The organism is Sphingomonas aurantiaca, assembly GCF_003050705.1.
Classification (GTDB): domain Bacteria; phylum Pseudomonadota; class Alphaproteobacteria; order Sphingomonadales; family Sphingomonadaceae; genus Sphingomonas; species Sphingomonas aurantiaca.
In genome coordinates this window covers 26,669-44,490 of sequence record NZ_QAOG01000003.1, presented here as the reverse complement: position 1 = coordinate 44,490, position 17,822 = coordinate 26,669, and the positions used below count along the sequence as shown (strand labels likewise).

21 protein-coding genes and 1 tRNA gene are annotated in these 17,822 nt (G+C 67.9%); 4 read left to right on the top strand and 18 right to left on the bottom strand.

Features of this window, described 5'->3' with window-relative positions; all coding sequences use genetic code 11:
* Window positions 1-41: 41 nt before the first annotated feature.
* Entirely contained in the window at window positions 42-1,064 is a 1,023-nt protein-coding gene (locus C8J26_RS09220; RefSeq protein ID WP_107957684.1) for a glycosyltransferase family 2 protein, read from the top strand.
* Window positions 1,065-1,409: 345 nt separating this feature from the next.
* Here C8J26_RS09220 and C8J26_RS09215 read toward each other — a convergent pair whose 3' ends face one another.
* Window positions 1,410-2,138 carry a class I SAM-dependent methyltransferase gene (locus C8J26_RS09215; RefSeq protein ID WP_107957683.1) on the bottom strand — a complete coding sequence of 243 codons (729 nt, stop codon included), beginning with the start codon at window positions 2,136-2,138 and terminating at the stop codon, window positions 1,410-1,412.
* Between the two features lie 28 nt (window positions 2,139-2,166).
* The gene (locus C8J26_RS09210) at window positions 2,167-2,592 is read right to left on the bottom strand and encodes a GtrA family protein (protein ID WP_208631366.1); all 426 of its coding nucleotides are present in this window, start codon (window positions 2,590-2,592) and stop codon (window positions 2,167-2,169) included.
* Window positions 2,593-2,682: 90 nt separating this feature from the next.
* Between C8J26_RS09210 and C8J26_RS09205 the strand changes: the two genes are divergently transcribed.
* Complete coding sequence (locus tag C8J26_RS09205) at window positions 2,683-4,470, top strand: AcrB/AcrD/AcrF family protein (RefSeq protein ID WP_208631365.1); 1,788 nt, start codon at window positions 2,683-2,685, stop codon at window positions 4,468-4,470.
* Window positions 4,471-4,510: 40 nt separating this feature from the next.
* Here the strand turns inward: C8J26_RS09205 and C8J26_RS09200 are convergent, their stop codons facing one another.
* From C8J26_RS09200 to C8J26_RS09175, 6 genes are all read right to left on the bottom strand, one after another.
* Window positions 4,511-5,131, bottom strand: a complete 621-nt coding sequence (locus C8J26_RS09200) for a MarC family protein (RefSeq protein ID WP_055874200.1) — start codon at window positions 5,129-5,131, stop codon at window positions 4,511-4,513.
* Window positions 5,128-6,018, bottom strand: a complete 891-nt coding sequence (gene folD / locus C8J26_RS09195; protein ID WP_107957682.1) for a bifunctional methylenetetrahydrofolate dehydrogenase/methenyltetrahydrofolate cyclohydrolase FolD — start codon at window positions 6,016-6,018, stop codon at window positions 5,128-5,130. The genes C8J26_RS09200 and folD overlap by 4 nt, the downstream gene beginning before the upstream one ends.
* Window positions 6,015-6,326, bottom strand: a complete 312-nt coding sequence (locus C8J26_RS09190) for a DUF167 domain-containing protein (protein WP_056416016.1) — start codon at window positions 6,324-6,326, stop codon at window positions 6,015-6,017. The genes folD and C8J26_RS09190 overlap by 4 nt, the downstream gene beginning before the upstream one ends.
* Window positions 6,323-6,625 (bottom strand): YggT family protein, encoded by a 303-nt coding sequence (locus tag C8J26_RS09185; RefSeq protein WP_055874210.1) that lies wholly within the window; start codon window positions 6,623-6,625, stop codon window positions 6,323-6,325. Before C8J26_RS09185 ends, C8J26_RS09190 begins: the two co-directional genes overlap by 4 nt.
* Window positions 6,626-6,880: 255 nt before the next feature.
* Window positions 6,881-7,798 (bottom strand): acetylglutamate kinase, encoded by a 918-nt coding sequence (gene argB, locus C8J26_RS09180; RefSeq protein ID WP_107957681.1) that lies wholly within the window; start codon window positions 7,796-7,798, stop codon window positions 6,881-6,883.
* A gap of 194 nt (window positions 7,799-7,992) precedes the next feature.
* Complete coding sequence (locus tag C8J26_RS09175; RefSeq protein WP_107958109.1) at window positions 7,993-8,646, bottom strand: queuosine precursor transporter; 654 nt, start codon at window positions 8,644-8,646, stop codon at window positions 7,993-7,995.
* Window positions 8,647-8,808: 162 nt separating this feature from the next.
* On the opposite strand from C8J26_RS09175, the gene C8J26_RS09170 reads away from it, so the two are divergent.
* Window positions 8,809-10,074 (top strand): NupC/NupG family nucleoside CNT transporter, encoded by a 1,266-nt coding sequence (locus C8J26_RS09170; protein WP_056416009.1) that lies wholly within the window; start codon window positions 8,809-8,811, stop codon window positions 10,072-10,074.
* A 118-nt stretch (window positions 10,075-10,192) separates the two neighbouring features.
* Here the strand turns inward: C8J26_RS09170 and C8J26_RS09165 are convergent, their stop codons facing one another.
* The 3 genes from C8J26_RS09165 to C8J26_RS09155 all read right to left on the bottom strand — a co-directional run bounded on the left by C8J26_RS09165 (window position 10,193) and on the right by C8J26_RS09155 (window position 12,302).
* Window positions 10,193-10,747, bottom strand: coding sequence for a fasciclin domain-containing protein (locus C8J26_RS09165; protein ID WP_107957680.1), 555 nt, complete (start codon window positions 10,745-10,747; stop codon window positions 10,193-10,195).
* A gap of 79 nt (window positions 10,748-10,826) precedes the next feature.
* Window positions 10,827-11,765 carry a diaminopimelate epimerase gene (gene dapF, locus C8J26_RS09160; protein WP_107957679.1) on the bottom strand — a complete coding sequence of 313 codons (939 nt, stop codon included), beginning with the start codon at window positions 11,763-11,765 and terminating at the stop codon, window positions 10,827-10,829.
* A 39-nt stretch (window positions 11,766-11,804) separates the two neighbouring features.
* Window positions 11,805-12,302 (bottom strand): DUF6456 domain-containing protein, encoded by a 498-nt coding sequence (locus C8J26_RS09155; RefSeq protein ID WP_107957678.1) that lies wholly within the window; start codon window positions 12,300-12,302, stop codon window positions 11,805-11,807.
* Between the two features lie 52 nt (window positions 12,303-12,354).
* Here C8J26_RS09155 and C8J26_RS09150 point away from each other — a divergent pair, with 52 nt between their 5' ends.
* Entirely contained in the window at window positions 12,355-12,915 is a 561-nt protein-coding gene (locus tag C8J26_RS09150) for a helix-turn-helix domain-containing protein (RefSeq protein WP_107957677.1), read from the top strand.
* A gap of 16 nt (window positions 12,916-12,931) precedes the next feature.
* Here C8J26_RS09150 and C8J26_RS09145 read toward each other — a convergent pair.
* The 7 genes from C8J26_RS09145 to C8J26_RS09115 all read right to left on the bottom strand — a co-directional run bounded on the left by C8J26_RS09145 (window position 12,932) and on the right by C8J26_RS09115 (window position 17,821).
* Window positions 12,932-13,007: transfer RNA gene (locus tag C8J26_RS09145), tRNA-Val, on the bottom strand.
* A 64-nt stretch (window positions 13,008-13,071) separates the two neighbouring features.
* Complete coding sequence (locus tag C8J26_RS09140; protein ID WP_107957676.1) at window positions 13,072-14,013, bottom strand: MarR family winged helix-turn-helix transcriptional regulator; 942 nt, start codon at window positions 14,011-14,013, stop codon at window positions 13,072-13,074.
* A 113-nt stretch (window positions 14,014-14,126) separates the two neighbouring features.
* A complete protein-coding gene (locus C8J26_RS09135) occupies window positions 14,127-15,629 on the bottom strand; it encodes an NAD(P)(+) transhydrogenase (Re/Si-specific) subunit beta (protein ID WP_107957675.1) in 1,503 nt (500 codons plus the stop codon).
* 27 nt (window positions 15,630-15,656) lie between these two features.
* A complete protein-coding gene (locus C8J26_RS09130; RefSeq protein WP_055874236.1) occupies window positions 15,657-15,974 on the bottom strand; it encodes an NAD(P) transhydrogenase subunit alpha part 2 in 318 nt (105 codons plus the stop codon).
* Between the two features lie 19 nt (window positions 15,975-15,993).
* Window positions 15,994-16,209 carry a type II toxin-antitoxin system HicB family antitoxin gene (locus C8J26_RS09125; protein ID WP_208631364.1) on the bottom strand — a complete coding sequence of 72 codons (216 nt, stop codon included), beginning with the start codon at window positions 16,207-16,209 and terminating at the stop codon, window positions 15,994-15,996.
* Window positions 16,210-16,250: 41 nt separating this feature from the next.
* Window positions 16,251-16,640, bottom strand: coding sequence for an endonuclease domain-containing protein (locus C8J26_RS09120; RefSeq protein ID WP_082445289.1), 390 nt, complete (start codon window positions 16,638-16,640; stop codon window positions 16,251-16,253).
* A 59-nt stretch (window positions 16,641-16,699) separates the two neighbouring features.
* Window positions 16,700-17,821 (bottom strand): NAD(P) transhydrogenase subunit alpha, encoded by a 1,122-nt coding sequence (locus C8J26_RS09115; RefSeq protein WP_107957673.1) that lies wholly within the window; start codon window positions 17,819-17,821, stop codon window positions 16,700-16,702.
* Between the last annotated feature and the right edge of the window lies 1 nt (window position 17,822).

The following is a 17,822-nucleotide window of genomic DNA, read 5'->3' as shown; positions in this document are numbered from 1 at the left end:
CCGACGATGACGGCGGGCGCAGCGGACGCTAGACGGGGGCGATGAACCGTCCCTCTCTCTCTATTGTCGTGCCCTGCTATAACGAGGCTGCGTGCCTCGACATCCTGCACGCCCGCATTTCCGGCGCGGCCAAGGTCGCGGTCGGCGACGATTACGAGATCGTCCTGATCAACGACGGCTCGCGCGACGACAGCTGGGACGTCATGCAACGCCTCGCCAGCGCCGACCCGCGGCTGGTCGCGATCAACCTGTCGCGCAACCATGGCCACCAGCTGGCGCTGACCGCGGGGCTCGATCTGTGCGCGGGCGAGCAGATCCTGATCATCGACGCGGATCTGCAGGATCCGCCCGAGCTGCTGTCCGACATGCGCGCGGCGATGGCGGCGAGCCAGGCCGACGTGGTCTATGCGGTGCGCCGCCAGCGCGCGGGCGAGACGGTGTTCAAGAAGGCCACCGCCGCCGCCTTTTATCGCCTGCTGACTCGGATGACCGAAACGCCGATCCCGCTCGACACGGGCGATTTCCGCCTGATGAGCAGGCGGGCGCTCGATGCGTTCCTGAGCTTGCCCGAACAGGCGCGCTTCATTCGCGGGATGGTCGCCTGGATCGGCTTCCGCCAGGTGCCCTTCCCCTATGACCGCGCCGAGCGGCTCGCGGGCGAGACGAACTATCCGCTCGCCAAGATGATCCGCCTCGCCTTCGACGCGGTCACCGGCTTTTCGACCGCGCCGTTGCGGTTCGCCAGCCATGCGGGGCTCGCGCTGACCGGCGTGTCGCTGCTGCTGTTCGTCTATATCGCGATCGGCTGGCTGTCGGGCAGCGCGGTGCAGGGCTGGACTTCGACGATGCTGGTCACCGTGTTCCTGGGCGCGGTGCAGATGTTCGTGCTGGGGATGATCGGCGAATATCTCGGCCGCCTTTATGTCGAGTCGAAGCGCCGGCCGCTGTATATCGTCGCGGATATCGCCGGCCCGATCCAGGGCAAGGCGACGCTGGGATTCCGCGCGGAGCCGGTAGAGCCGGTTCAGGCGCCTGACGGCCTCCCCCCCGTTCGCGTCGACTAAACGAACGCCGCCTGCCCCATCACAACTCCACCCCGGCGGAGGCCGGGGCCCAGTTGCGAAGGTAGCAGTAACGGCGCGCACCCGCAGTTGGCCACGTTCCCCAACTGGGCCCCGGCCTTCGCCGGGGTGGTGCTTGCTTGCCAATTCGGGGAGGCATGCCACGCCCTATTCCGTTCGTGCCGAGTAGAGACCGAGTAGCTCCGTGAGGAGCGTATCGAGGACTCGTATCGAGGTATGGGTTCCGCGCGCCAGCTATCCTTCGATACGCCGTCTCGATACGCCGCTTCGCAGCTACTCGACGGCTACTCAGGAAGAACGGAAGGGCGCGCGCAGATACCTTGATCGTTACCGCGGGACCGCCAGCGTCACGATCGAAACCCCCGGCGTCATCGGCACGCGCCCGACCAGATGGCGTTCCAGCCGGAAGATCGTCTCGAACAACGCGTTGACCGGCTTGGGCGGCGGGGAATCGTCGCTGTCGTCGCGCCCCGTCATCCGCCCGGCGATCCGCGCCGCCGCCGCCAGCGGGAACAGCAGCGAATTGAAATAGCCGAGCTTTTCGGGCTTGAGCCCCGCAGTCTCGATCGCCGCCTTCAGCGTCGCCTTCGAATAGCGGCGGTGGTGGTGGTTCACGGTGTCGTGCGCGCTCCACATCCACTGGTGCGCCGGCACCGCGATCAGGATCTTGCCGCCGGGCGCGAGGCAATCCGCCATCGCCTTCAGCGCCGCGACGTCGTCCTCGATATGCTCGACCACATCGAGCACCGCGATCAGGTCGTAATGGCCCCGCGGCACGCCGGGCAGCTCGGGCAGCGGCGCCGCGCCGACCGGCTTGCCGAGCCGCTCGCTCGCGATCTCGCGCGCGGCGGGATCGATCTCGATCGCGTCGATGCTGCCGAACGCGGCGAGCATTGGCAGATTGTGCCCGGTGCCGCAGCCGATCTCGAGGATCTTGGCGTCCTTCGGCAGGTTGCCGTAGCGAGTCAGGTAATCGGCGAGGATGTCGCGGCGCGCGCGGTACCACCAATGCGTGGAATCATGCGCGGCCATCCGGTCGTAGACGATGCGGTCCATCAGTAATTCGCCCAGTTCGTTGGAAGCATCAGTTGAAAACCCAGAGACGGTTGAGCACGAAGCTCAGGATCGCGGCAAGAAGCACCGCGGGGATCAGCGGGATCCACGGGTGCAGGTGAAACAGCGCGGTGCCGATCCAGGTGACCAGCGCGTTGAGCGCGAGCCCGGCGCCCTGGACGATCACGAACTTGATATGCCGCCCCGCCCCGGGCTCCTTCGCGTGTCCCTTGAAGCTCCAGCGGCTGTGCAGGAAGAACCCGACGACCACCGCGACGACGAACGCGAACGGCACCGCGGCCACCGCCTGGCGTGGCGGGAAGACATACGCCGTCAGCGGCAGGTAGACGAGTGAATAGACGAGGCTCGACAGGCCGCCGGCAATCCCGAAGCGCACGAGCTGGCCGAGCACGCCGCTCGCCCGCATCTGCTCTACCTGTCGCCAAATCGCCTGCATGCCCGCCTTGTTCTTTACCAACACCGCGATAGAGCGACGCTTGAGATATGCCCGCGCATCTAGAGTGCGTGCGGGCCGGAGGAAAGCGTTTTGGATCAGGCACCACCGCGGCGGAATACGCTGCTCGACGCACTCGATCGGCATTGGATCGCCTTGTCGCTGCTCGCCTGGGTGGCGGTGGCGGCATGGTCGATGGTCGATCGCTGGGGGCAGGTCCGCTGGCTGTCGCTCGGCGATACCGACGACAATATGCGGCTGATGCAGGTCCGCGCGCTGCTCGACGGCCAGGGCTGGTACGATCTGCGCAACTACCGGCTGAACCCGCCGGTCGGGTTCGATATCCACTGGAGCCGGATCGTCGACCTGCCGATCGCCGGGCTCATCCTGTTCTTCCGCCTGTTCACCACCAACAGCTGGGCGGAGCGGCTGGCGTGCGGGATCGCGCCGCTGCTGCCGCTGTCGATCGCGATGCTCGGGATCGGCGCGACCGTGCGGCGGCTGATCAGCCCCTATGCGTGGCCGCTCGCTATCGTGTTCATGGTCGGCGCGACCGGCACGATGCTGATGTTCATGCCCGAACGGATCGATCATCACGGCTGGCAGCTGGCGATGCTCAGCCTCACGGTCGCGGGCCTGTGCGACCCCAACGGCCGTCGCGGTGGCGCGATGGTCGGAATCGCGAGCGCGGTATCGCTGTCGATCGGGCTCGAGCTGTTGCCCTATGCGGCGATGGCGGGGGCGATCATCGCGCTGCGCTGGGTATGGGACCGGGCGGAGGGCGAGCGGCTGTCGATCTATGCGCTGACGCTGGGCGGCGGCAGCACGCTGGGGTTCGCGCTGTTCGCGTCGAACGCCAACCAGGCGATGCGCTGCGACGCGCTGACGCCGGTGTGGCTGAGCGTGATGATCGCGGCGGGGATGCTGCTGTTCCTGCTCGCGCGGTTCGGGCCCGCCTCGCGCGGCGCGCGGCTGGCGCTGGCGGTGGTGGCGGGCGCGGCGATCGTCGCCGGGTTCGCGCTCGTCTTCCCGCAGTGCCTGGGCCGGCCGGAGGGCATCTCGCCCGAGCTGCAGCGCAACTGGCTGGACAATGTCCGCGAGGCCAAGCCGATCTACAAGCACAGCTTCCGCGTCGGCTTCGCGCTGGCGACGCTGCCGATCATCGGCCTGATCGGCGCGATCGTCGCCGCCTGGCGTGCGCGGCGCGATCCGCGCGCGGTCGGCTGGGCGGCGGTCGCGCTGTTCACCGCGTTCGCCTGCGCGATGCTGCTGTGGCAGGTCCGCGCCGGCCCCGCCGCGCAGCTGCTGGCGATTCCCGGGGCAACCGCGCTCGGCTGGCTGATCCTGCCGAAGCTGCTCGGCAACCGATCGGTGGCGGTGCGCGTGCTCGGCACGGTCGGCGCGTTCCTGATCGTCTCCGGGTTGTTCGCGGGGATGGTGATCCAGTATTTCCCGATCGACCGGCCCAAGCCGTACGAGAAGCGCGTCAACATGGCGACGGGCAACTGCCTGCGGACGACGGTGCTGCTCGCGCTCAACAAATACCCCGCGCAGACGATCTTCACCTTCGTCGACATGGGGCCGCGGCTGATCACGATCACGCATCACGATGCGATCGCGGGGCCGTATCACCGCAACGGCGGCGCGATCCTCGACGTCCAGCATGCGTTCGGGGGAACCGCGGACCAGGCGCATGCGATCGTCAAGCGCCACGGCGCGACGATGATGCTGCTCTGCCCCAACGCGGCGGAATCGACCAACTACAAGGCGCGCAGCCCGAAGGGGTTCTACGCGGAGCTCGCCAGGAACGAGGTGCCGGCGTGGCTGACACCGCTCCCGCTGCCGCGCAATTCCCCGCTGCGGCTGTTCAAGGTGGACTGATGCCCACCGCCGTCATCCCGACGACAGTCAGGATGACGGCCTAGTGCAGCACCACCGACAGGCCATCGAGCACGAACTGCACCGCCAGTGCCGCCAGCAGCACGCCGAGCAGGCGGGTGATCACCGCCTCGATCTTGGCACCCAGGATCCGCATGATCGGCCCGGCGGCCAGCAGCGCGACCAGCGTCAGCAGCAGGATCGTCACCATCGCGGCGAGCACGATCGCCGAGCGCTCGAGCCCGCTGTTGCGGCTCATCAACAGCATCACCGAAGCGATCGAGCCCGGCCCGGCGATCATCGGCATCGCCATCGGGAAGATGGAGACGTCCTCGGCCTCGGGGTCGCTCGCCACCTTGGCGGCGCGATCCTCGCGGCGCTCGGTGCGCTTCTCGAACACCATTTCGAGCGCGATCAGGAACAGCATGATGCCGCCGGCGATACGGAAGCTCGCCAGGCTGATGCCCAGGCCTTTGAGCAACGCCTCGCCGAACAGCGCGAACACGAACAGGATCGCCGCCGACACGCCGACCGCGCGGATCGCCATCGCCCGCTTCTGCGTCGCTGACGCGCTCGCCGACAGCCCGGCATAGATCGGCGCGCAGCCGGGCGGATCGATGACCACGAAGAACGTGATCAGCGACGAGATATAGAGCTCGATCACAGCCCGGCCCGATCGAGCATGGCTTCGTCGACGGCAACGCCCTCGCGGCGCCCTGCCGAGACCAGCGTGTTGCGCAGCAGGCACGCGATCGTCATCGGCCCGACGCCCCCCGGCACCGGCGTGATCGCACCCGCGACGTCGACCGCGCTCGCGAAATCGACGTCGCCGACCAGCCCCGTCTCGGTCCGGTTGATGCCGACGTCGATCACCGTCGCGCCGGGCTTGAGCCAGTCGCCCTTGATCATCTGCGGGATCCCGACCGCGGCGACGACGATGTCGGCGCGGCGGATATGCGCGGGCACGTCCTTCGTCCGGCTATGGACGACGGTGACGGTGCAGCTTTCGCGGAGCAGCAGTTGCGCCATCGGCTTGCCGACGATGTTCGAGCGCCCGACGACGACCGCCTCGAGCCCGCTCAGGCTCGGCAACACGCTCTTGAGCAACAGCACACAGCCAAACGGCGTGCACGGCACGAACCCCGGCAGCCCGGTCGCGAGACGGCCCGCGTTGATCGGGTGGAAGCCGTCGACATCCTTGTCGGGATCGATCGCCGATATCACCGCCTGCTCGTCGATATGCCTGGGCAAGGGCAGCTGGACCAGGATGCCGTCGATCGCCGGATCGGTGTTGAGTGTCGCGACCAGCGCGAGCAGCGCGTCGGCCGACACGTCGGCGGGCAGCCGGTGCTCGATGCTCTCCATCCCCGCCTCGCGCGTCGCCTTGCCCTTCGAGCGGACATAGACGCTGGAGGCGGGATCCTCGCCGACCAGCACCACGGCAAGGCCGGGCGCACGACCCGCCTGTGTCCGAAAGGCGGTGACGCCGTCTGCGATACGGGCCCGGAGGCCGGCGGCGAAGGCCTTGCCGTCGATGATGGTCGCGCTCATGCCCGCGGCCCATAGAGCGCGGACGCGATTTCCGCCAGCGTAGCGACATCGCCGGCGATGTGGAGGCGTTTCAGCCGCGCGGTTTCGCCCGAGACGATCGTCACCGCGCGCCTGGGCACGCCGAAGCTCTTGGCGACGAGCGCGACCAGCCCGGCATTCGCCGCGCCATCGACGGGTGCCGCCGCCAGGCGCGCGGCAAGATGCTCGGGGGTGCCGGCGACCAGCGTGTCCCGGCCGCCGCGCGGGGTTACCCGGACGGCGAGCGCCAGGCCGTCACCGACCGCGCGCCAGGCAGCCGGTCCGTTCAATAGGCCGCGACGAGATAGTTCTGCGCGATGTTCGGGATGACGATGTTGGTCAGGATGTAGAGGATCAGCAGCACGACCAGCGGCGACAGGTCGAGCGCGCCGAAATCGGGCAGGATCCGGCGGATCGGACGATAGAGCGGCTCGGTGATCTTCTGCAGCGCGTTCCACACCGTGCGGACGAAATCGCTCTGCGTGTTGATGACGTTGAACGCGATCAGCCATGACAGCACCGCCTGGATCACGATGACCCACCAGACGAGATTGAGCAGCAACTGGACGATCTGAAGAAGGGCGATCAAGGCGTGGGTCTCCGCTGGTATGATAGCAATATAAGGGAGCGGAGGAAGAACGAGAACCCCTGCGCTGTCGCTCGCGCTCGTATCCCCTTCAACATCGTCACCCCAGCGAAAGCTGGGGTATCCCGATTGGCGCGCGCGGCGTTCCAATCACTCCTTATTCCGTCATCCTGACGAAAGTCAGGATCCAGAGCCAAGCAGCGGGGCGATCCCGCAATCCTGGATCCTGACTTTCGTCAGGATGACGGGAGCAAGCCGCTACCGCGCCGCGCCCGTCGCACTCACCAGCGTCCCCGCGCCCTGCTTGGTAAAGATCTCGAGCAGCATCGCATGCGGTACGCGGCCGTCGATGATCACCGCGGCATCGACCCCCGACTGGACCGCGGCCACGCAAGTTTCCAGCTTGGGGATCATCCCGCCCGTCACCGTGCCGTCGGCGCGCAATTCGGCGATCCGCGCCGGATCGAGGTCGGTCAGCAGTTCACCGCCCTTGTCGAGCACGCCGACGATATCGGTCAGCAGGAAGAACCGCGCGGCGCCCATCGCGGCGGCGATCGCGCCCGCCATCGTGTCGGCGTTGATGTTGTAGGTGTGGCCGTCCGCGCCGATGCCGATCGGCGCGATCACCGGGATGATGTCGGCGGCGATCAGCGTGTCGAGGATCGTCCGGTCGACCGCGATCGGCTCGCCGACGAAGCCCAGGTCGACATGGCGTTCGATGCCCTGGAGCTTGTCGGGCTCGCGGCCATGGCCGACCTTCTGCGCGAGCACGAGGCCTGCGTCCTTGCCCGAGATACCGACCGCGCGGCCGCCCGCCTGCCCGATCCAGCCGACGATTTCCTTGTTGATCGAGCCCGCGAGCACCATTTCGGCGATCTGCGCGGTCTCCGCGTCGGTCACGCGCAGGCCGTCGACGAAGCGCGATTCGACGCCAAGCCGCTTGAGCATCGCGCCGATCTGCGGCCCGCCGCCATGCACCACGACCGGGTTGATGCCGACCGCCTTCAACAGCACCATGTCCTCGGCGAAGTCGCGCTGCAGCTCGGGGTCGCCCATCGCATGGCCGCCATATTTCACGACGAACGTCTTGCCCGCATAGCGCTGGAGATAGGGCAGCGCCTCGGTGAGCGTTTCGGCCTTGGCGAGCAGGGCGGGATCGGGCGTGTGATCGGTCATGCCCGCGCTTTAGCCAGTCGCGGCGCGTTCGTCATCGGTGAACGTACGCCCTCTGCCCCGCCGTCATCGCAGCGAAAGCTGGGACCTCCCAGTTCGAGCCCCCGCACCCGCCAACGGGGATACCCCAGCGTTCGCTGGGGTGACGGACGTGACGGACGTGACGGACGTGTCGGACGTCCCGAAAGGTCCCGATCTTAGATCGGGCGCGCGTCCAGCCACCGCCCGAGCTTCACGAAGAACGTGATCATGAACGGCACCAGCACGATCGACAGCACGACCTTGGTCAGCATCTGCCCCGCCATCAGCTCGACGATCGGCCGCGCGCCGAGGAACGAGATGGTGATGAACAGCACCGTGTCGATCACCTGCGAGATGATGCTGGCGATCATCCCGCGCAGCCAGACCAGCTTGCCCTCGCCGCTGCCGACCTGCCCCGCCAGCTTGGCGAAGATCAGGACGTTGAGCGTCTGCGAGATGCCGTAGGAGATCAGCCCCGCCATCATCATCCGCGCACCCTGCCCGACGACGATCGGGAACGCGTCGACCGCGGGGGGATACATCCCCGGATCGTGCGGCAGCGCCAGCACCAGCTGGATCAGCGCGGCAGACACCAGCAAGGGTATGAACCCGAGCCGGACCAGCAGCGTCGCGGTTTTCTGTCCGTGCAGCTCGGCGATCGCGCTGCTGAGCACGACCAGCAGCAGGAATGCAAAGATCCCCGCCTCGACCGCGAGCGGGCCGAGCGCGACCTGTTTGACCCCCAGCACGCCGGCGATGCACACCATGCCGCCATACAGCACGGAGAAAATGAAGAGCGAACGCGGGAACGCGGGAAGGTCTGTATTCATCGCCGCGGACGCTAGCGAAAACGCGCGCGCCGTCAAATGACAAGCAGGGGGGAAAACCGGCCTGTCCTCAAATGACTGGCGACCGGCGCCCGCCCGTGTCATGTCGGCCGCTTGCGCAGCCGGGGGGCCGCGTGTGTCATCGTACGAGAACGCAGGGCGTCCATGGAAAGACTAGTCATCGGCCTGGGCGGTATCGCCGTCATCCTCGGCATCGCCGTGCTGTTGTCGAGCGATCGCCGGGCGATCCGCCTGCGCATCGTCGGCGCCGCCTTCGCGCTGCAGGCGGGTATCGCCGTGCTCGTGCTCTATTCCAGCTTCGGCAAGGTCGTGCTCGGCGAGATGTCGGGCGGCGTCGCCAACCTGCTCGGCTATTCGCAAAAGGGCACCGAGTTCCTGTTCGGCAAGATGGCGACGCCCGAAATCGGCGGCCAGAGCTTCGCGATCGCCGCGCTGCCGGTCATCATCTTCTTCGCCAGCCTCGTCTCGATCCTCTATTATCTCGGCATCATGCAGTTCGTCGTGCGCTGGGTCGGCGGCGGAATCGAGAAGGTCATCGGCGTCTCGAAGGTCGAATCGCTGTGCGCGGCCGCGAACATCTTCGTCGGCCAGAGCGAATCGCCGCTCGTCATCCGTCCCTATCTCGCAGGCCTCACGCCGGCGCAGCTGTTCACGGTGATGACCAGCGGCATGGCCGGCGTCGCGGGCACCATCCTCGCCGCCTATGCGTCGATGGGGATTCGGATCGACTATCTGCTCGCCGCCAGCTTCATGGCGGCGCCCGGCGGCATCCTGATGGCCAAGATCATCATGCCCGACCGCGTGACGCCGCCCGAGGGCGAACTCGCGCTCGGCGACCTGCCCGGCGAAACGTCCGCGGGCGAACCCATGCCGCAGGCGACGCATGACGAGGAAAAGCCCGCCAACCTGATCATGGCCGCCGCGCAGGGTGCGCAGACCGGCGTCCGCCTCGCGGTCGCGGTCGGCGCGATGGTGCTCGCGTTCGTGGCGCTGGTGGCGCTCGCCAACGGCCTGCTCGGCGGGCTCGGCAACATGATCGGCCTGCCCGGGCTCAGCTTCCAGGGCCTGCTCGGCTATGTCTTCGCGCCGATCATGTTCCTGCTGAACGTGCCGTGGAGCGAAGCGGGCATTGCCGGCGGGCTGTTCGGGCAGAAGATCGTCCTGAACGAATTCGTCGCCTATATCTCGCTCGGCACGCAGCAGGGGCTGAGCGCGCGGACGATCGCGGTCATCACCTTCTCGCTGTGCGGCTTCGCCAATTTCTCGTCGATCGCGATCCAGATGGCGGTGACGGGCAGCCTCGCCCCCAATCAGCGGCCGATGATCGCCAAGCTCGGCCTGCGCGCGCTGGCCGCGGGCAGCCTCGCCAACCTGATGTCCGCCGCGCTCGCGGGGCTGCTGATCGGCTGATCCCCCTGCAGCCGCAATGACGGCGCGGAAAACGTAATCGGGCCCGCCGCCTTTTGGCGACGGGCCCGACGACACTGCCTTTGGGGGGGAAGGGGCAGATACTGACTCTTATAGTCGATTACGGCAGCATGACGGTGTCGATGACGTGAATTACGCCGTTCGACTGCATGACGTTGGCGATCGTGACGCGGCCCTTATGGCCCTTGCCGTCCATGATCCCCCAGCCGCTGCCGACCTTCGTGAACATCAGCGGCTCGCCCTGCACGGTGGTGTAGCTCGCGGTGCCGCCATTCGCCTTCGCCTTGGCGGCGATATCGGCGGCGGTGATCGTGCCGGGGACGACGTGATAGGTCAGCACGCCCGCCAGCTGCGCCTTGTTCTCGGGCTTGAGCAGCGTGTCGACGGTGCCGGCGGGCAGTTTCTTGAATGCGGCGTTGGTCGGCGCGAACACCGTGAACGGACCCGGGCCCGACAGCGTCTCGACCAGACCAGCGGCCTTCACCGCGGCGACCAGCGTCGTGTGATCCTTCGAATTAACCGCGTTCTCGACGATATTCTTGGTCGGGTACATCGCGGCGCCGCCGACCGTCGGATTGGTCTGCGCGGCGACGATGGCGCTGCCGCTCACGGCAATGGCAGCGGCGACGATCGCGGTACGAAACACGTGATTCATGGCTTCTCTCCTGCACGGAGCCTGTGTGCGGCTCACTGCCCGGAGATACGCGCAGTCTGATGGAAGGATGCAGGCGGCGTCAGAGATTTGCAACGAGTTTGGACCAAGCAGCGCGCTCGTCCTCATAGCGTCGCGTGACCACCACGTCGCTCGCGGTCGCGGTCGCCAGATCGACCTCGACCGAGCCGCTCCACTCGAACGTCGCATTGCCCGACAGCGTCACCATCGCCGCCGCACTCGCCTGTGCGCGGACGAGCCCGCCCTTGTTGAACACCGTCGTCTGCGTGTCGTACGCGATCCGCCCGGTCAGGCACGCGGCATAGGTCGACGCCGCCATCGCGCTGCCACAACTGTCGGTCAGCCCGACCCCGCGCTCGAACGTGCGCACGAACAGGTCGCGCCCCCGCAGTTCGACGAAGCTGACATTGGCGCGATTGGGCAGCCAGTCGGGCGCGGCCTCGCATGCTTCGCCGACGCGGACGAGTTCGGCCTCGTCGATCGCGTCGACGAACGTCACGAGATGCGGGTTCGGCATCGCCACCGCGGTGAACGCGCGGCTCGTCGGCAAGCCCGCGATCGGCGCGTCGACGACCAGGTCTGCCCCCACCGCCATCGGCCATGCCGCGACGTCGAGCGACGCCGGTCCCGCAATCTCGCGGACGGTATAGACGCCCGCCGCGATATCGGCATCGCGCACAACGACCGCATCGCTCGTCTTGAGCAGCGCGGTCGCGGTCTGCGTACCCGTCGCGGCGAACCCCGCGCGCGCCACGCACCGCAGCCCGTTGAGGCACGTCTCGGATTCGCTGCCGTCCGAATTGAACATCCGCATCCCGAACGCGCGATCCGCATCGCCGTCGGTGAGCAGCAACAGCCCGTCGCCACCAACCGGGCCCGCTCGATCCGCGAGCGCACGCGCGACCGCCGCCCACGCCGCATCGCCGAGCGTCGACGCGCGCGCGTCGATCAGCGGGAAATCATTACCGGAACCATGACATTTGACGAGATCGAAGCGCATGCCTGCCATCTAGTCATGCGACCGCACCAAAGCGAGCGCCTAACCGATCGCATGATGCGCCGCCACCCGATCGAGCGCGAGCGTCAGCACCAGCCGCCCCGCCCGCGCCGGCCACTGCAACGCCTTCTCCGCGTCGGGCAGCCCCTCGCCCGCGCAGACCACGCGCCACAGAATATCCGCCAGCCCCGGCCCCGCCGCCGCCAGCGCCGAGTCGAACCGCGCCTTCGCCGCGATCTGCGCCGACGTCGGATCGAGCCCGTCATACCGGGCACCATCGACCCGCTCCGCCCAGCGCATCGTCACGCTCGGCGCGATCGACGCGCGCTCGTAATCCGCGCGCAATCGCTCCCCCGCCGCGAACTGTCGCGCATCGACCAGCCCGCGCGCGCGCAGCCACCCAAGCGGCGATTCGGCAAGGTTCACCGTCACCGTCCGCCCGCGCCGATCCCCCGACGGCTGCAGCACACCCTCCGAATCGATCGACCGTTCCACCAGTTCGCGCGTCCACCGTCTCCCATTGTCGCTTCCGGTTGCCATATCGGCACGGTTGTAGGACAGAGGAATAACCCATCTGGTTTGGAGCCTGCCGATGATCACCGCCATCCGCGAAGTCCGCCGCGCCAAGGGCCTGACGCTCGAGGATGTCGCGCGACGCTGCGTCCCGCCGACAACGGCGCAGACGATCGGCCGGCTCGAAACCGGCACGCGTACCGTCTCGGTCGGCTGGCTCAACCGCATCGCCGCCGCACTGGGCGTCGAAGCCGCCGATCTCGTCACGCTGCCCGACCGCGCCGACCTGCCCGTCACCGCGATCCTCGATGCGCGCGGCGCACACGCCCCCCGGCGCACCACGACGGTCGCGCCCCCTCAGGTCGCATCGGGTCAGATCGCGGTGACGGTATCCGGCAGCATCGGCGACTATCGCACGGGCGACGCGATCTGGTGTGCGATGGTCGCGCCCGAGGGGTTTGCGACTGTGCTCAACCGCGACGTGCTCGTCCCGCAACCCGCAGGCCGGTTCGTCTTCGGACGGCTGATCGGATGCGGCGACGGCGTCACCCTGTTGCCGCCGGGCGCGGGCACGCAGCCACAGACGATCAAGGACCCTGCCTGGATCGCGGTCGCGATCCGGCTCGTCCGCGACCTGTAACGATCCTATGCGGGGATGGTGGGCGATGACGGGCTCGAACCGCCGACATTCTCGGTGTAAACGAGACGCTCTACCAACTGAGCTAATCGCCCCCTCTCGGGTGGAGGTGCGATGCCAAAGCCCGGCGGCCGGGGCAAGCTAAAAGGGCGGGCGCGGTCACGGAATCCGCAGATTCGCCCCCGTCGTGGCCAGGATATAGCCCCGCATCGCCTCGCTCGCGCGCTCGGAGAGCACCATGAACGCGCGCCGCCGGTCGTGCATGTCGGGGCGGCGTTCGAACAGCCCCGTGTCGGTCATCCGCGCAATCCAGCGCAACGCCGTCGTCGGCGCGACCGCGGCGGCGATGCACAGGCTCGACACCGAGACGCGCGCCTGTTCGAGCTCGGCGGCATAGAGGTCGAGCAGCATGTCCCAGCCCGGATCCTCGAACAGCGCGGTGCCGAAAAACTGGTCGCGCAACCGGCGCGCGCGGATCGCCCGCCGAACGTCCGCCGCACTCGGCGTGGCGAGCGACGGCTGCGCCCCATAACGGTTCGTCCGGTCGCCGACGATCGGCGCGGCGGGCGCATCGCCTGCAAACTCCGCCCGAGTCAGCCGCGCGAGCGCCTCGGCGATCCGCGCCACCTCGGTGTTCAGCCGCTCCAGCCGCATGCCATCGGTCTCACGCCCCGCATCGAACACGCCCGCAGGGCTGCGCGTGCGCTCGGCGGCGACCACGATCGCCGCCACGCAGTCCGCGACGCCGGGATCGACCAGCAGCGTCGTACCGCCGCCCAGTGTCGCCGCCGCGACCGCATCGATCTGGTCGTCGTCCATCGCGACGACCAGCGCGGCCTCCAGGACAGCCGCGCGCGCGACGATCCGCGGCAGATGGTCGGCGAGGACGGCGGCGTCCACGCCCGCCGCCTCGACCACCACCAGCTGCGGGGCGGCGTGCAGGCCGAACGGCGCCTGCCACCCGATACGGGCGACGATCCGCCCGCCGACCGCCGCCAGCGCCGCGGCGAAACGGTCGGGTGCGGCCTCTGCCGTAATCAGGATCGCGTCGATCCCGGTGTCGTACCGCGTATCGGTAAAGTCGCCGTCGAGTGGGGTCATGGCTATCTCCGCTAGGTTGCGAAGACTAGCCTTGGCGATCGCACGCATTACACCCGAACTGGATCGACTTTCGTTCGAGTTGGGGACCGTATCGCCAGCGCCAAACCGGTCGCCTAGTCGAGCGCCTTGACGATATCCTCGACCATCTTCTTGGCATCGGCGAGCAGCATCATCGTATTGTCGCGGTAGAACAGATCGTTATCGACGCCTGCATAGCCGACGCCGCCCATTGATCGCTTGATGAACAGCACGGTCTTGGCCTTTTCGACGTCGAGCACGGGCATGCCGTAGATCGGCGAGGTCTTGTCGGTCTTGGCGGCGGGGTTGGTCACGTCGTTCGCGCCGATCACGAACGCGACGTCGGTCTGCGCGAACTCGCTGTTGATGTCCTCGAGTTCGAACACGTCGTCATACGGCACGTTCGCCTCCGCCAGCAGCACGTTCATATGCCCCGGCATGCGCCCCGCGACCGGGTGGATCGCGTATTTCACGCGGACGCCCTCGGCCTTCAGCTTGTCGCCCATCTCGCGCAGGACGTGCTGCGCCTGCGCTACCGCCATGCCGTAGCCGGGGACGATGATGACCTGTTCGGCCTGGCTCATCAGGAACGCGGCGTCCTCCGCCGAACCGCGCTTCCACGGGCGATCGATCGCCGTGCCGCCGCCGCTGGTATCCGCGACCGCGCCGAACCCGCCGGCGATCACGCTGATGAAGCTGCGGTTCATCGCGCGGCACATGATGTAGCTCAGGATCGCGCCCGAGCTGCCGACCAGCGCGCCCGTGATGATCATCGCGCTGTTGTGGAGCGTGAACCCCATCGCCGCCGCTGCCCAGCCCGAATAGGAATTGAGCATGCTGACAACCACCGGCATGTCGGCGCCGCCGATCGGGACGATCAGCAGGAAGCCGATGACGAAGCTCAGGATCGCGATCGTCCAGAACACCCATGGCGCCTGCTCGGTGACGAAATACGCGATCAGCCCGAGGATACCGGCAAGCAGCGCGAGGTTGATGACGTGGCGCCCCGGCAGCATGATCGGCTTGCCGCCCATATTGCCGTTGAGTTTCAGGAACGCGATCACCGAGCCCGAAAACGTGATCGCACCGATCGCAACGCCGAGCCCGAGCTCGATCCGGCTGACCGGGTGGATCACCGCGAAGGGCTGGCCGATCATCGGCACGACGAGGTCGGAAATCCCGAACGCCTGCGGGTTGAGATAGGCCGCGACGCCGACCAGCACCGCGGCGAGCCCGACAAGGCTGTGGAATGCGGCGACGAGCTGCGGCATCGCGGTCATCGCGATGCGCCGCGCAGTGACGAGGCCGATCGCCGCGCCGAGGCCGATCGCCGCGAGGATTTCGATGACGGTAAGCCAATCCACGACAGGACGGTCAAGAATCGCACAACGACCAATGCCGAGCGGGCAGCCGTTCATGCGCACCGGCACATGAGTCACCAGCGTCGTCACGACCGCGATCGTCATGCCGATGATACCGAAGCGGTTGCCGCGCTGGCTCGACGCCGGGCTCGACAGCCCGCGCAACGCGAGGATGAAACACACCCCCGCGACCAGATAGGCGAGCGAAGCCCAGGGGCTGACCGTCAGTTCATGCATATCGCGTCCCCTCGCCTGGCGTGCCGCTCACTTGCTCGAAGCGGGCGCGACCGGCCGTTCCTTCTTCTTGTACATCGCCAGCATCCGCGCGGTGACCGCAAAGCCACCGAAGATGTTGACGCTCGCCAGCACCACCGCGACCAGCCCGAGCGCCTTGGCGACGCCCGACCCGGCACCGATCCCGGCCGCCGCAGCGGCGATCAGCGCGCCGACGATGATGACGCTGGAGATCGCATTGGTCACCGCCATCAGCGGCGTGTGCAACGCGGGCGTGACCGCCCAGACGACGAAATACCCGACGAAACACGCCAGCACGAAGATCGACAGGATCGCGATAAAGTCCATTATTCGGTTCCCAATTCTCTCACGCTGCGGCGCGTGTCGCGGCAGGGACGGCGCGTCCCAATTCTTCGGCGGCTTCGATCCAGCAGGCGATCGCATCATAGGCGTTCGCGAGCGCGTCCTGCGGCGTGTCGCCATCGGATTTGCATCCCGGCAGCGCGGGGGCGGTCGCAAGATACCCACCACCATCGACCGCCGGGAGCGGCCGGATCACGACTTCATAATCCTGAGGTTTCACCGTCCGCTCCACAAGAGCCATAGACGCAACACTACCGTACATCATTCCTCCCCGGCACGGGGAGGGGGACCGGCCGCAGGCTGGTGGAGGGGGCGGGCCGCAGACGACACGATCATCGTCACCACGGCCTCGATATCCCCCAGCACGTCGCCGGCGGCCACACGCAGCACCCGGTGGCCATTCTGCGCGAAGAATCGGTCGCGATCAGCATCGCGCTGAGCGCGATCGCCGCGGCCGTGAAATTCGCCATCGACCTCTACCGCGAGCTTGGCGGCGGCGCAGTAGAAGTCGCAGACATAAGGGCCGAGGGGATGCTGGTGGCGGAATTTGAAGCCGGTCTTTTGTCCTCGCAGATGCTCCCAAAGCAGCACCTCTGGAAGGCTCATCTCGCGGCGTAGTCGGCGCGCCAGCGATACTTCAGGGCGCAGCATAGGCGGGACGCCCCCTCCACCGGCTGCGCCGGTCCCCCTCCCCGTGCCGGGGAGGATTGTCACGACGACAGCCGCGCGTTCACGATTCTGCCGCCTTGGGTCAGGCGGATCGCGTCGCCGATCTCGGCGTCGAGCACCGGTCGCCCCGCGTCCTTGTCCCAGAACGCGCTCAGGAAATTGAACAGGTTGCGGCTGAACAGGGCGCTCGCGTCCGCCGCGAGCCGCGACGGCACGTTGCGGTGGCCGACGATCGTGACGCCGTTCACGACGACCACCTCACCCGCGACCGAACCCTCGACATTGCCGCCCTGCTCGACCGCGAGGTCGACGATCACCGAGCCCGGCTTCATGCTCGCCACCTGCGCCGCCGAGATCAGCCGCGGCGCCGGCCGCCCGGGGATCAGCGCGGTCGTGATGACGATATCCTGCTTGGCGATGTGCCCGGACACGAGTTCGGCCTGCGCCGCCTGATATTCGGGCGACATCTCGCCGGCATAGCCGCCCGTCCCCTCGCCCTCGATGCCTGCGACATTCTCGACGAAGATCGGCTTGGCGCCGAGCGACTGGATCTGCTCGCGGGTCGCGGCGCGTACGTCGGTCGCCGACACCTGCGCGCCCAGCCGCCGCGCGGTCGCGATCGCCTGGAGCCCGGCGACGCCGACGCCCATCACGAACGCCTTGGCCGCACTGATCGTGCCCGCCGCGGTCATCATCATCGGGAAGGCGCGGCCATATTCGGCGGCCGCATCGAGCACCGCCTTGTAGCCCGACAGGTTCGACTGCGACGACAGGATGTCCATCGACTGCGCGCGCGTGATCCGCGGCATGAATTCCATCGCCAGCGCCTCGTACCCGGCCGCGGCATAGGCCTCGACGCGCGCGCGCTCGGCAAACGGGTTGAGGCTGGCGACGATCCACGCGTCCGGCGAGACGCCGGCGAGCGTCGCGGGATCGGGGCCTTGCACGCCGAGCACGATATCCGCCCCCGACAGCGTCGCCGCGCGATCCCCGATCGACGCACCTGCGTCGGCATAGCCGGCGTCCGCGATCGACGCGGTCTCGCCGGCGCCCGTCTCGACCGCCAGCGTCGCGCCGAGCGCGATGAATTTCCTGACCGTTTCCGGCGTCGCGGCCACCCGCCGCTCGCCGTCCGCTTGCTCTTTCAGGACGGCGATCTTCATG